9 protein-coding genes are annotated in these 13979 nt (G+C 65.0%); 3 read left to right on the top strand and 6 right to left on the bottom strand.

Translation table 11 applies throughout. The features are described 5' to 3' along the window. Positions 1-2 precede the first annotated feature (2 nt). The 6 genes from VIE67_RS06440 to VIE67_RS06465 are packed head-to-tail and all read right to left on the bottom strand — an operon-like array spanning position 3 to position 10830. A complete protein-coding gene (locus tag VIE67_RS06440) occupies positions 3-854 on the bottom strand; it encodes a hypothetical protein (protein ID WP_332024429.1) in 852 nt (283 codons plus the stop codon). Beyond that, a complete protein-coding gene (locus VIE67_RS06445; protein ID WP_332024431.1) occupies positions 854-7342 on the bottom strand; it encodes a FimL-related protein in 6489 nt (2162 codons plus the stop codon). Before VIE67_RS06445 ends, VIE67_RS06440 begins: the two co-directional genes overlap by 1 nt. 49 nt (positions 7343-7391) lie before the next feature. Next, positions 7392-9425: a methyl-accepting chemotaxis protein gene (locus tag VIE67_RS06450; RefSeq protein ID WP_332024433.1), complete on the bottom strand. Its 2034-nt coding sequence runs from the start codon at positions 9423-9425 to the stop codon at positions 7392-7394. A 57-nt stretch (positions 9426-9482) separates the two neighbouring features. Continuing rightward, positions 9483-10043, bottom strand: a complete 561-nt coding sequence (locus VIE67_RS06455) for a chemotaxis protein CheW (protein ID WP_332024435.1) — start codon at positions 10041-10043, stop codon at positions 9483-9485. 17 nt (positions 10044-10060) lie between these two features. Next, the gene (locus tag VIE67_RS06460) at positions 10061-10426 is read right to left on the bottom strand and encodes a response regulator (protein ID WP_332024437.1); all 366 of its coding nucleotides are present in this window, start codon (positions 10424-10426) and stop codon (positions 10061-10063) included. A 41-nt stretch (positions 10427-10467) separates the two neighbouring features. Then, positions 10468-10830, bottom strand: a complete 363-nt coding sequence (locus VIE67_RS06465) for a response regulator (protein ID WP_332024446.1) — start codon at positions 10828-10830, stop codon at positions 10468-10470. Positions 10831-11342: 512 nt separating this feature from the next. Here VIE67_RS06465 and gshB point away from each other — a divergent pair. The 3 genes from gshB (at position 11343) to VIE67_RS06480 (ending at position 13877) form a co-directional block, all read left to right on the top strand. Then, positions 11343-12305: a glutathione synthase gene (gene gshB, locus VIE67_RS06470; protein WP_332024440.1), complete on the top strand. Its 963-nt coding sequence runs from the start codon at positions 11343-11345 to the stop codon at positions 12303-12305. Further along, positions 12302-13174 carry an energy transducer TonB gene (locus tag VIE67_RS06475; protein ID WP_332024442.1) on the top strand — a complete coding sequence of 291 codons (873 nt, stop codon included), beginning with the start codon at positions 12302-12304 and terminating at the stop codon, positions 13172-13174. Before gshB ends, VIE67_RS06475 begins: the two co-directional genes overlap by 4 nt. Positions 13175-13313: 139 nt before the next feature. Next, positions 13314-13877, top strand: a complete 564-nt coding sequence (locus VIE67_RS06480; protein ID WP_414707302.1) for a YqgE/AlgH family protein — start codon at positions 13314-13316, stop codon at positions 13875-13877. Positions 13878-13979 lie beyond the last annotated feature (102 nt).

Raw genomic sequence — 13979 nt, forward strand, 5'->3', positions numbered from 1 at the left:
GCCTACTTTTTCCTTGGTTTGCGGGGTGGCTGCGCGGCGGACGGAGGATCGGCGGCTGGCTTGACATGCGTGCGCGCACGCTCGCGCAGAACATCGGCCAGCTCGCGCGCGATCGGGTCGCTTTCGGCCTCGGCTTCCAGCGGAACGAGATCGAAATCCAGATCGATATCGCCCGTGTACCCGGCCGCGCCGGTACGGTCTTTTGCTGCGAGGTATTCCTGCGCGGGAATGGTTTCGATGCCGAATTCGTTGCTGGGGGCAGGTTTGCCGGTGGCCGTTTCTGGCTCGCCTTCGTGCAGCGGCGCGAGCGACCAGTCGGGCGCCGTCACGGGCGCGGCGGCAGCCGGCGCATCTTCCGCTGCGGTCGAAACGGGCGCTGCAGCGGCCTTGGCCGCAGGCATTGGCGCAGACGCAGCCACGTCATCGCTCAGCTGCGGCCAATCCGTCGACGACAACAACGGCGCCGAGCCCGGGACTACCTCGGAACCCTGCGGCCGCGGCGGCAGGTCGAAGTCGGGACGCTGCAGAATCTTGCCCACCAACAATCGCGCCCAGCGCAGCTGTTCGGCATCGCCGAGCTGCGCCGCCGTCTCGATATCGTTGATCACGATTTCGTAGTCGCCGACGTCGAGCAGATCCTGGATTTTGCGGACCGGCTCGTCATCGGCGCCGAGATTGACCACGACCACGCGCGCACCCGAGGTAGTGAGCTGCGCGCGATCCAGCAAGCTTGCTGACGCCTCATAGACAATGTCCGCGCCAAGCATGATCAACGCCCGGCGCAGCCCGGGTTTCAGCTCGGCGCCCTGATTGAGCAGGGCAACGCGCACGCCGCTGGCGGGCAACTGAACCATCAGCGGCGTTCCGCCAGCGCGTCTTGGATATTCTGCAACAGCTCGGCCTCTTGATAAGGCTTGCCGAGGTAACGCTCCACGCCGATTTCCCGCGCACGCAGGCGGTGCTTTTCGCCGGTGCGCGAGGTGACCATGATAATCGGCACCAGGCGCGTGCGCGCGTCGTTCTTCATGTAGGTCGCGAACTCATAGCCGTCCATGCGCGGCATTTCGATATCGAGCACGACCAGATCGGGGATGTGGTCCTGCAGTTTCTCTACGGCATCCAGACCGTCTTTCGCGGTGATGACGTCCATCTCCTGGCGCTCGAGCACGCGCGACGTCGCCTTGCGCATGGTGATGGAATCGTCGACCACCATGATCAGCGGACGGCGTTTCTCCTGGGCCACGACCGGCGCCCGCAGCAGAGGCGCGGGCGCGCCGCTGACGGCATCCTGGGCGCGCTGGCTCGCAGCGCGGCGCAATAGCGGCGGCAAGTCGAGAATCATCACTACCGAACCGTCGCCGAGAATCGTGGCGCCGAAAATGCCCGGCACCGAGCTGATCTGCGGCCCGACCGACTTGACCACGATTTCACGCGAACCAAGCACCGCATCGACGCGGATCGCCGCGCGCTGGTCGCCGCTGCGCGTCATCAGCAACGGCACCTGCGCCTCGTCGACGACGCGCGCTGCGGGCACGCCGAGCAGTTGCGACAACTCGTGGATCACGAACGAATCCCCGGCATAGGTGTAGACCGGCTCGGCCGACGCCAGACGCCGGTCCAGATCGTCGTGCGCGATGCGCACCACACCCTGCACCGCCGACATCGGGATCGCATATGTCGATTCGCCGAGGCGCACCAGAATCGCCTGCGTGGCCGCAAGGGTAAACGGCAGGCGCACGGTGAAGGCCGCGCCGGTGCCGGGTGGCGAGTCGATCGCGAGCGAGCCGCCTAGCTGCTTGATCTCGTTGTTGACGACATCCATGCCGACGCCGCGACCGGAAAGATGGGTGACGGTTTCGGCCGTGGAAAAACCGGTTTCGAGAATCAACGCGTACAGGTCGCGGTCGCTGACCGTCGCATCCGCGGCAAGCATGCCGCGCTCGACCCCCTTGCGCCGGATCGCCTCGCGATCGAGGCCGCGGCCGTCGTCGCTGACGCGCAGCACGACTTCGGTCGCCTCGCGGCTGACCGCGATGCTGACCGCGCCGTCGGCGGGCTTGCCTGCGCCCTCGCGATCCGCGGGCGTCTCGATGCCGTGCGCCAGCGCATTGCGCAGCATGTGCTCGAATGGCGCCTTCATGCGCTCGAGCAGATTGCGGTCCATTTCGCCCTGCGCACCCTGCACCGAGAGCTGCGCGCGCTTGCCGAGTTCGCTTGCGGTCTGGCGCAGGGTACGGCGCAGCGCCGGCACCAGCGAATCGAACGGCACCATGCGCGTGCGCATGAGGCCTTCCTGCAGATCGGAGTTGACGCGCGACTGCTGCAACAACAGGGTTTCGGACTGGCGCGTCAGGTCGTCGAACGTGCCTTGAATCGAACCCAGGTCGGAGACCGATTCGGACAGGCTGCGCGACAGCTGCTGCAGCTGGCTGAAGCGGTCCAGTTCCAGCGGATCGAACGCGGAGGTGCCAGCGTCGGTGCGCTGGTAGCGCGAGAGGATCTGCACTTCGGTTTCGAGTTCCAGCTTGCGCAGCTGCTCACGCAGACGCGTGACCGTCGCATCGAACTCGGTCAGGTTGAAGCGGAAACCGGCGACCTGCTGCTCCAGACGCGAGCGGTAGATCGCGACTTCACCGGCATGGTTGACCAAGGCGTCGAGCAGGTCCGCGCGCACACGGATCTGTTCCTGCGGCGCGCGCGCCTGCGCGTCCTCCTCCTCGGCAACCGCCGCGCGTGCTGGCGTTGCGCTGGCGATGACTGCAGGCATTGGCGCCGCGGGCGCGGGCACCGTTGCGCTTTCTGTCGGCACAGCTTCTTCCGCCACCAATGCTTCGATGCGCCGAATATGCGCTTCGGGCATTTGCGCGGGCTGCCGCGCCTCGGCCCGCTGCACGAGTCCGTGCAGACTGTCGAAACCGTGCTCGAGCGCGACGATCACGCCGTCGCTCATGCCGCGGCGCTGTTCGCTGATCGCCTCGAGCAGGGATTCCATCGCATGGCTCAAATCGCCGATCGGCGCGAGCCCGGACATGTGCGCGCCACCCTTGACCGTATGCAGATCGCGCTGCAGGCCGCTGACCAGTTCGCGGTCCTGCGGCGTGTCGCGCAGACGCGCCATCAGCGCATCGGAATGGTCGAGGATTTCCCTCGCTTCCTGGACGAAGATATCGAGCAAATCCGCGTCGATCTGCGGTGGTGCATACCAGCCGGCCGGCAACGGCTCGGGTGGTCCGGCAGGCGGCGGTTCCGGCGGAGCAGGCTCGGGCTCCGCTGCTGTTGGCAAAGGCTCGAGCTCATGCATCTGGATCGACGCTTCGCTGATGTCTGCGAGCGGAGCCGCGGTTTCGGCCGACGCCGCGGCTAGTGGTTGTTCGGTCTGCTCGGGCTCGGACACCGCCGGCGCCTCGGGTTCGCGTGTCTGGATCGCAGGTTCGCCGATGCCGACCGGCGACGACGGTCCAACCTCTTCGACCGGCGCCGCAATTTCGTGTTGTTCCGGCACGACGGGTTCGGGCGCAGCAAACGCCGCGGGCTCAGGCCGCCCGGTTGCGGATACGCTGAAGTCCAGCGGCACCTGGGTGTGATCCGGCGCAGGCGGATGGCTTTCGTCGAGTGTGGCGAAGGCAGTGTCTTCGACAGCCGGCGCTACCTCGATTATGGATGGCGGCGAGAGCTCGAAGGCCGGCTCGGTCGTGAACGCCAGCGCAGCAGCTTCGAGCTCGGCATCGAACTCCACCGCATGATGCGACTCCGACGGCGCGTCTTGCGCGGTGTGTTCGGGCAGCGAGATGAATTCGCTGGCTTCGTCGACCGGAGCGCCGGCATGGACCGCCGCGGCCGATTGCGTATCGACGGGCTCGCTCGGCGCGACGTCCGCCATTGCGGGGGCTTCGTCCGCGCCAGTCGGTTCGGTTGTCAAAGTCAGAGACTCAAGATGTGGCGACTCAGCGGGCGCATCGTGCAGCGGTGCAGCGTCGTCCATGACGACAGCCGGAACTTCGGACGGCTTTGCCGGCCGGCGCCGCGTATGCGCCAGTTCGGCCTCGATCTGGGCCAGCGCCGCATCGATCGCTGCCTGGTCCTCGACTCTGACCCGAATCGGTTTTGCGCTGGTGAGCATCGGCGGTGCAGCGGGCATTGCCGGTGCGCTGAGTGCCGCCGCTTCGTGGACAGGTGCGGGCATGGTCTCGATTGCAGGAGGCGCGTGATCGACAGCGTCCTCTTCATGCGCGTATTCGTGCGCATACAGCGAAGTCTGCGCTTCCGTATCGGGCAGCGCGGCGTGCAGAATCTCGATGTGCGCGGCCAATGCGGAAAAATCGGGCAGCTGCGTCGATGAGCGTTCGAGCGCCGAGATTGCCGCCTTGATCTGCGCCGACACATCGGCGAGCACGGCAACACCCTCGGCACCGGGTGCCTGGCCGCAGGCCTGCAGGCCCTTGACGTACCCTTCCAGCGGCATGAGTGCCTGGCTGATCTGCGGCAGCTCGACCATCGCGATCGCGCCGTTGAGTGTGTGCGTGGAGTGCAGCAACTCCGCGCTGACGGGTGTGCCCGGCGCATTCCGTGCGGTGCCGACGAACGCATCGATCACCGCAAGATGCCCACTGACTTCGGTGCGCAGCACATCGAACAGCAACGCGTCGAGTTGCGGCAAGCCCTCGCCCTGCGGCGCGGCGGCGGCGAAGGCCAAATCCGCGGCAGGCGCCGGCACGCCATCCTGCGCTGAAACAGCTGCGGGCGCGCGGCGAGCGATTTTGCGCGGGCGCAATGTCATCTCATTGACCCACGCTTCTTCGCCCGCGGCCAGCCGGTCGGCGACTTGCTTGATCGCCACGATATCGACCGGCGGACGCTCGCCGCCGCGCAAGGCGACCAGCAGGTCGGGCAGCGCGTCGACGGCATGGCCGGTGAGAAGCTGCACTGGATCGCTCGGCGCAACGGTCTTGTCGAGCACGCGGTTGAGCATGTTCTCGACCTTCCATGCGAAATCGCCGAGCGCCTTGGCGCCGACCAGACGACCGGAGCCCTTGAGCGTGTGGAACGAGCGGCGGATCTGCTTGAGCCGCTCGAAATCGTCGCGCCTCGCCAGCCACTGCGGCAGCTGCGCGCGCAGGCTGGCGATTTCCTCCTGCACTTCCTCGAGGAAGATCTCGCGAATCTCGCCGTCGAGCGCCTGCATGGGATCGACATCGAAACCGAAATCGATGCCGTGATTGACCGCATCGGGATCGGGGATTTCCTGTTCGCCTTGATCGCCATCCGCTAGTGCGGCGGCTTGCGCCGGCGGCTGGACTTCGACAGACGGCTGGACTTCGGCCAGCATTTGGATTTCCGGCTGCGCTTGAACTTCGGGTTGCACTTCGGCACGGGCCTCAGCATCGGCTGGAGCATGCGCCTCGGCTTGAACATATGTCTCTTCGGCTATGGCTTCAACTTCGGCTTGCGCTGGAGCCTCTGCGTGGAGAGAGGCTTCGGCTTGGACTGTACCCGCATCGAGAACCGCATCCGCAACGAATGCATCGGCCTCGTTCGCCGCGTGCGGCGAAACCTCGGCTTCGACATGTGTTGCCGTTGTTTCGGCAGGCTCGACCGGTTCGTCGACCGGCAACGGTTGATCGTCTGGCGGCGCAATGTGACGCGCAGCGGCAGAAGGCAGCGGCCAGTAGTTGAGCGCGGTAAGGCTGATTTCGGTCTTGTCCAGAATGTGTTCGCGCCCTGCACGCTGCCCACGCGTCGCCTCGAGGTAGTACTCGATCGAGCTGAGCGCATCGGCCAACAGGTCCATCTGCCGGTGATCGGGCACGCGGCGATGCTGCAACAGCTCGGTCTCGACAAAGCGCAGGATGCCGATGATCAGCTGCGCCGCCTCGCGCAGGCCGAGCATGTCGACGGCGCCGGAGACTTCCTCGAGCAGGCGCGGAATCTGTTCGACGCGCGAATGATCCCAGGGCGCCTCGACGAACGCGATAATGTCGGTCTTGACCTGGGCGATGTTCACCGCCGACTCGCGCATCAGCGCATCGAGGACGCGCGCGATCTCGGCCTGCGGCAATTGCGCTTCCTGCGCGCTGGCCGCCAGCGGATCGACGCCCAGACGCACGATGTGGTCATCGAGCGAGGCTTCGACGTAGAGCAGCGAGCCGGCGACGTCGAGCAGGGTCGCCTCGTCCGCCTGTGCCGTGCCGAGAGCGATGTGCCCGACAATTTCGCGCTGTTCGGTAACCATGCGGCGCGGCACGCCCAGACCGAGCATGCCGAGGGTATCGGCAATGCGATCGAGCACGTCGGTCTGCACCGCGAGCGAGGCCGGATCGCCGCCAGCGCGCAGAAAGATATCCAGGGCTTCCTTGACATGCAGCAGATCTTCCTTGATCGCCGCGGCAACCGTGTCGAGCAGGGCGCGATTGTGTCCGGAGATCGAGCCGTGTGCGTGTTCGAGCTCCTGCGCGCTGGGCAGCAGGCTGTCGAGTTTGTACAGCTCGCGGATATCTCCCGCGCGCGCGGTTTCGACGTCGGCATGCGCAAGGTAGTAGAGCAGGTTGCGGGTCAGGTCGCGCGGCGGCGCGGCCGCGAAAGCCGCTTCGCCTTCGTCGCCCAGGCGCTTGATCTCGCGATCGACTTTGCCGAACAGCAGCTTGATCGCGATGCTCGCCGTGATCGCCGCCGAACGCACGCCGTCGAGCACGCCGTTCGCCACCCACCACAGCCGGCGCACGTCGTCGAAAGCGCACGCGGAGTACAGACGATCGAGCACGTCGCCCATGCGTTCGAGTGGTTCGCTCGCCTGGCTGTCGCGGATCCATAGCAGCAGCGCACGCTGGAACGAATTGCGCAGGCGCAGCGTTTCAACGCGCAGCTCGGCGGCGGGCAACGCAACGCCGGTGGCGGCCGGCAGCGGTGCGGCAAGGTCGGGGCTGAACAGCACCGATTCGGTCAGCAGCTTTTCGCCACGCGCGGCGCGCAAGTCGTTGAGCAGGGGCAGCAGGACGATCGGAATATCCTTGTGCCCGCTCTGCAGGCGTTCGAGATAGTCCGGCAATTGCACGATGCCGCGCATGAGCACCGACAGCACGTCGTCGTTGACCGCGATCGCACCGTCGACCAGCCCGTCGGCAACGCGTTCCATCTCTTCGACCACGAGCGCCGCGCCATACAGTTCCACCATGCGCAGGGTGCCGTTGACCAGATGCAGATCGGCAACGCAGTCGCGCATGCGCGCGGCATCAGCCGAATTCTCGACATAGGCTTCCAGCGCCAGGCGCGCGTGCTCCAGCGTGGCGTCCAGCTCGCTCTTGACCCAGCCGAGCGCGGTGAAATTGATTTCGTCTTGAAATTTCATCAAAGCTTCCTGGGCTGCACTGCGCTTGCGCGCCGGGCGTTGGCCCTCATCAATCCGGCAACTTGAAGTCGGCCACCGAGCGGCGTAGATCGGCGGAGAGCTGGGCGAGGTTGCCGATCGATTCGGCGGTCTGGCTCGCGCCCGCCGAAGTCTGCGACGTGATCTCCTGAATCACGTTCATCGTGGTCGATACCTTTGCCGCAGCGGTCGACTGCTGCTGTGCGGACTGAGAAATGTGCTGGATCAGCTCGGCAAGATCGGTCGAGACCTTTTCGATCTCGCCGAGCTGCAGGCCGGCGTCCTCGGCCAGACGCGCGCCCGAGACGACCTCGGTCGTGGTCTGTTCCATCGAGGTCACCGCCTCGTTGGTATCGGCCTGAATCGTCTGCACCAGGGTTTCGATGCGCCGCGTCGCACCCGAGGCGCGTTCGGCCAGACGTTGCACCTCGTCGGCGACCACCGCAAAACCGCGGCCAGCTTCGCCGGCCGAGGCCGCCTGGATGGCGGCGTTGAGCGCGAGAATATTGGTCTGCTCGGCCAGATCGTTGATCAATTCCACGATCGCGCCGATTTCCTGCGAGGACTCGCCCAGGCGCTTGATGCGTTTGGAGGTCTCCTGGATCTGGTCGCGGATCGAATCCATGCCGGCGATCGTCTGGCGCACAATCGCGGCGCCCTTGGCGGCGATCTGCACCGAACGTTGCGCAACGTCGGCGCTCTCGGTCGAATTCTTCGACACGTCCGTCGCCGAAACCGCGATATCGTTCATCGCCGCCGACACCGAGGTGATCTGCTGCGCCTGGTGCTCCGCCGCGTCGGCCAGATGCATCGCCGTCGCCTGGGTTTCGTTGGTCGCGGTGGCGACGTGAACCGAGGTCTCGTTGATCGTGGTAACCAGCGAACGCAGTGCTTCAATGGCGTAGTTCACCGCATCGGCGATCGTGCCGGTGAAGTCCTCGGTGACTGAGGCCTTGACGGTAAGGTCGCCGTCGGCGAGCGATCCCATTTCGTCGAGCAGGCGCTGAATCGCGCCTTCGTTGCGCCGATTCACTTCGTCGCTTTGCTGATAGCGCTTGACCTGATCGCGGTAGAGCTTCAGCGCAAGGATGCCGACGAGCACTATCGCAGCCAATGCCGCCGCCAGACCGATCAACAGATTGGGGAACGGTCGCTTCTGCGGCAGATCGTCGATATGCGTGGACAGCGCATCGGCCTTGAACAGCAGGGTCTGGCTGTCGATCGAGGCCTTGTCGGCGGCCTGCTTGGTCTGCTGCAGATTGGGCGCTGCCTCAAGCAGTTTGGTCACGCCGGGCGCCAGATCGATCCACTGTTTGTTGATGTCGCTGAGGATGTCGCGCGCGTTCGGATTGTCCATCGCGCGAATGCCCAGATCGGTATTGCCGTTGATCAGGCCGGCAAGCACCACGCCGTAGAATTGCGAATCGCGCTGCAAGCCGGCAGCCGCCGTGGGCGAATCCTCGCCGCCCTGCAGGATCGACTGCACGCGGCGCTGCATGCGGTCGGCGTACAGCATCTGGCGCGATGCGACCATGACCTGATTGGTCGAACCGTTGCGCTCGGTCAGAATCTTCACCACTTCGTCCATGCGCGAATTGAGCACGGCGGTCTTGCGGTTGAAATCGTCGCTGGTAGCCGCGGTGCCGAGCACCTGCTGCTGGCTGTCGAGTACCTTGCCCACGTCCGCGTCGAGCTGCGCCCAGGCTTGATCGAGCGCGGTGAAATCCGCCGCGAGCCCGCGTTCGTCCGCGTAGCCGTGGGTGCCGGCCTGCACATCGCCCTTCTTCAGCCCGCCGAGCAGATTCACGATCGTGCCGCGCGTCTGCGCCAGACTGCCGAAAGCGTCGATGTTGCCGCCGGCGGCGTCGTTCGCCTGGCGCGCCAGCTGCTGCGACAGCACCTGTACGCGTGTCACCGCCGCGCCGGCCTTGGCATCCTGGCCGGCGTTGATGGCCAACATGACGAAGTCGACCACTGCGCCAAGGAGACAGATGACCAATAGCGCCACCAGCAGGCCATTGCCACCTCCCGCACGTTCGTTACCGCTGCCCGCCCCTGTACTCATCGACCATCACCTCATCGCGAAATCATTGATTCTGGAATGCTGCAAAGTGCATGCGGCTCAGGCCGCGGCGCGCGTGAAATCCGACGCACGTACCAGCGCCGCCATGCTGAATTGACCCCATTGCGCATCGCCCAGCGCGTAGTTCTCGACCACGTAGCGGGCGTAATTCGCATCGTCATGGTCCAGCACCAGCGGCGGTATGGCTTGCTCCGGCGAAAAATTGCGCTGCCCGAGCACCTCGTCCACGAGCAGGCCAACGCTGCCGCCGTGCTGGCGCACGACCAGCACGCGGCTGGTCTCGAACAGCAGGCTGCGCGCGCCGGTCAGAAATTGCCTGAGATCGACCAAGGCAATCAGGTTGCCGCGCACATTGGCGACGCCCAGCAGCCAGGATTGCGTGCCGGGTACCGGCGCTAGGGTGGGCATGGCGAGGATCTCGGTGACCTCGGCCAGACTGCTGGCCAGATAGCGCTCACCGATGCGGAAACCGATGCCGCGCCAGAGACCGGGCGCATCGATGCGCTCGGGCGCACCTGCGCCATGCGCCAGACTGCGCCGCTCATAGTCGAGCAGCACTTCAAACGGCGACAGCGCGGCAAGGTTGACTGAGTCGTTCATCGCGGTGCGCTCTTCCCTCAATTCGGCAGCAAGCTTTGAATGCGCGAAATGAGATCGCGCGGATTGACCGGCTTGGTCAGAAAATCCTTCGCCCCTTGGCGCAGTCCCCACAGGCGGTCGGATTGCATCGCCTTGGTCGTCACGATGAGAATCGGAATACTCGCCGTCGCATCGTCGCGGCTGAGCGTGCGCGTAGCCTGGAATCCGTTCATGCCCGGCATGATCACGTCCATGATCACCAGATCCGGCCGCTCGCTGCGCGCCCGCGCAATGCCTTCTTCGGCGTTGCTGGCGCTGCTGACGCGAAAGCCGTTCTTCTCGAGCAGATTGCTGAACACCAACACCTCGGTCGGCGAGTCGTCGATGATCAGAATATGCGGCATGCCCTGTGCTCCAACGCCCTGAAGTTCTCGTAAAGCCTTACTCAAGCCTGGCGCTCGACGACGTGCCGCCGGATCGCGCCGAGCAGCTCCTCGCGCGTGAATGGTTTGGTCAAATACTGTTCCGAGCCGACAATGCGTCCACGCGCCTTGTCGAACAACCCGTCCTTGGACGACAGCATGATCACCGGCGTGGCACGAAAGGTCTGATTGTTCTTGATCAGGGCGCAGGTCTGATAGCCGTCCAGCCGCGGCATCATGATGTCGACGAAGATGATGTGCGGCCGCTGATCGGAAATCTTGGCCAGAGCCTCGAATCCATCGACCGCAGTAACGACTTCGCAACCCTCTTTTTTCAACAGCATTTCCGCCGTGCGGCGAATGGTCTTCGAATCGTCGATGACCATGACGCGCAAACCCGTCAACCCGTTGCTGCTCGCTGCTTCTTCCACGCGCCTTCCTCCAACCCACGATCCATCGCCGCCGGCAGATTCCTCACCGCGACAGGCAAAGTCCGATTCCCCGGCAATCGCCCCAGGGCGATGCCGCGCAGAAAGTGCGAACGATGGAGCAAAGGCGTTGTTTAAACTCAAGCTCGCAGCCCTGTCAAGCGAAACGCCTGTTTGCATACTGGCACAGCTGCCCGCGACTCGACACACTTTCATGCATCGTCAGTGCCAAGTACACGCGGTTCGACCAGCCCCCTAAAGCCGCGGTTAGTATAGACAGCGTTGGTCGGGCAACGTGTGAATGCCATCACGCTTCAAGGCCCTGTCCGGCGCAGGTACGTATGCATTGTCGCACGTCGCGGCCACGGCACGGCGGGCACCGGGCTCGCGCTTGTACACTGGCGCCGCGTTTCGCTACGGCAATGCGCAGCGGATTACACTTCGATACCGACTACCACAGGCAGCGCTCGATGACCACGACCCTGGCCGTGCTGATGGACTCCATCGCCGCCATTCACATCAAGAAGGATTCGACGTTTGCGATGCTGCTCGAAGCGCAGCGGCGCGGTTATCGCCTGCTCTATCTGACCCAGGGCAGCCTCGCGCTGCGCGATGCCGTGCCGTGGGCGCATGCTGCGCCGTTGGCCGTGCGCGAGGATGCGCACGACTGGTTCACGCTCGGCCCGGAACAATGGCAGGACCTGCGCAAGGTCGATCTGATACTCGCGCGCAAGGATCCGCCGTTCGACGCGCAGTTCCTCTACGACACGATGGTGCTGGAGCTCGCGCAGAACGCCGGCGTGCAGGTGATCAACGATCCGCGCGGCCTGCGCGATGCGAACGAAAAATTGTTCACCCTGCATTTCCCGCAGTGCATCGCGCCGACCTTGGTGGCGCGCGACGTCGCCGAATTGAAGCGCTTCGCCCACGAACACGGCAAGGTTGTGCTCAAGCCGCTCGACGGCATGGGCGGACGCAGTATTTTCCTGAGTTCCGGCGAGGATCCCAACCTCAACGTGATTCTCGAAACCCTGACCGGCGAAGGTCAGGCGTTCGCGCTCGCGCAGAAATTCATCCCGGAAATCAGTGCCGGGGATAAACGTATACTTTTGATCGACGGCACGCCCGTGCCGTACGCGCTCGCGCGCATGCCGCAGGGCGACGAGTTCCGCGGCAATCTCGCGCGCGGCGGCAAGGGCGTCGGCGTGCCCCTGTCCGCGCGTGATCGCTGGATCGCCGCGCAGGTCGGACCTGAGTTGGTCGCGCGGGGTATGCGCTTTGTCGGCCTCGACGTGATAGGCGACTGGCTTACCGAAGTCAACGTGACGTCGCCGACCTGCATCCGCGAGCTCGACGCGCAGTTCGGGCTGAATATCGCAGGCCAGCTATTCGATGCGATCGAGCGCTCGGCGGCACGGACCGCAACTCGGTGAGTTCGCGCGCTGCCGTCGGCGCCGGCGAACGCCTCAGCGTGACCCTGCTGTTTTCGGTGATCGCGCATGCGGTGCTCGCGCTCGGACTCACGTTCGAGTACGTCAAGCCCGCGGCACGCCTGCCCGCGCTGGACGTGATCCTGGTGCAATCGGCGACCGGGCAAAGACCCGACCATGCGGATTTTCTCGCGCAAGCCAACAACAGCGGCGGCGGCAACAGCGAAAAGGCGCTGCGTCCGACCGAAGCGGTCTCCGCGCCGTTGCCCAAGCCGACGCCGGGCATCGCGCCGATGCCGGTGGAAACCGGCCAGAAAATCCCGCAGACGCCGGGCGAGCGCGAATTGTTGACGCAAAAAAAATCCACGTTCGCCGTGCGCACCCAGGTCGAGCGGCCCGAACAACCGGATACGCCGCAACCCAATCCGCGCGCGCTGACCGAGAAGCGCATTGAAATGGCGCGCCTCGCCGACGAACTGCAGCGCGAATCGCAGACTTATGCGAAACGGCCAAAGAAGAAATTCATCTCGGCCAATACCCGGGAAGCCGCGGATGCGGCGTACCAGGCAGCCTGGGTCGCGCGCATCGAGCGCATCGGCAACCTCAACTATCCCGACGAGGCGCGCCGGCGCCAGTTGCAGGACAACAAGACCCTGATCCTGATGCTGACCGCCGGGATCAGGCACGACGGCTCGCTGCTCAGCGTCGACATCATCCAGTCGAGCGGCTACCGGCTGCTCGACGACGCGGCGATCCGCATCGTTCAGCTCTCGGCGCCGTTTCCGCCGGTGCCGAAGAATGCCGACTACGACGAGTTGTACATCACGCGCACCTGGGAGTTTCAGCCGGGCGACGTGTTGAAGACGCATTGATTGAAGGCTAGGGCTGAGGGCCTAGGGCTGAGGGCGGAAAAGCAGTGCGCTTACATGCCGGATGCTTTTAGCCCTCAGCCCTCAGCCCTCAGCCCTGCTTTTGAAAAGCCCTCGGCCCTTGCTCCTGTACAATCCGCGCATGCACGAAATGACCGCGCTGACCAATCATTTCCTCATCGCCATGCCGAATATGCGCGATCCGAGTTTCGTGCGCAGTGTGGCTTTCATGTGCCAACACAACGAGGATGGCGCAATGGGCATTGTGATCAATCGCCTGTCCGAATACCGGCTCGGCGACGTGCTCGCGCAGATGGGCCTGAAATCCGACCTGGCCGAGGTCGAGGATGCGCCAGTGCTGATCGGCGGCCCGGTGCAACCCGAGCGCGGCTTCGTCCTGCACAAGCCGCACGGCAGCTGGGAGTCGTCGTACCAGGTGTCCGACGCGCTCTGCGTGACGACCTCGCGCGACGTGCTCGTTGCGATCGCCGAGGGGCGCGGCCCGGCCAGCGCGCTCGTCGCGCTCGGCTACGCCGGCTGGGGCGCGGGACAGATCGAGGCGGAACTCAAGGAAAACAGCTGGCTCACGACGCATTCGAGCGACGAGATCCTGTTCGAGACCCCGCTCGAGCAGCGCTGGGAAGCCGCCGCGGCGCTGGTCGGCGCGAGCATCGCCAACCTCGCGGGCTACGCGGGGCATGTCTGACGAAGGTGCGGGCGAGACGTGAACGGCACGCCGATCAGTGACCCGATCGAAGGCCATTCGACGCCGGATTTCACGCTCGCGAACGTCACGGTCGTCATTGGA

Origin of the sequence: Rudaea sp., from assembly GCF_036560865.1 — a bacterium.
Lineage (GTDB): Bacteria > Pseudomonadota > Gammaproteobacteria > Xanthomonadales > Rhodanobacteraceae > Rudaea.

Coding starts and splice junctions, on each gene's coding strand:
- VIE67_RS06450 (WP_332024433.1), bottom strand. CDS start 9,425: ATGAGTACAGGGGCGGGCAGCGGTAACGAACGTGCGGGAGGTGGCAAT.
- VIE67_RS06455 (WP_332024435.1), bottom strand. CDS start 10,043: ATGAACGACTCAGTCAACCTTGCCGCGCTGTCGCCGTTTGAAGTGCTG.
- VIE67_RS06440 (WP_332024429.1), bottom strand. CDS start 854: ATGGTTCAGTTGCCCGCCAGCGGCGTGCGCGTTGCCCTGCTCAATCAG.
- VIE67_RS06480 (WP_414707302.1), top strand. CDS start 13,314: ATGCACGAAATGACCGCGCTGACCAATCATTTCCTCATCGCCATGCCG.
- VIE67_RS06465 (WP_332024446.1), bottom strand. CDS start 10,830: ATGGTCATCGACGATTCGAAGACCATTCGCCGCACGGCGGAAATGCTG.
- VIE67_RS06445 (WP_332024431.1), bottom strand. CDS start 7,342: ATGAAATTTCAAGACGAAATCAATTTCACCGCGCTCGGCTGGGTCAAG.
- VIE67_RS06460 (WP_332024437.1), bottom strand. CDS start 10,426: ATGCCGCATATTCTGATCATCGACGACTCGCCGACCGAGGTGTTGGTG.
- gshB (WP_332024440.1), top strand. CDS start 11,343: ATGACCACGACCCTGGCCGTGCTGATGGACTCCATCGCCGCCATTCAC.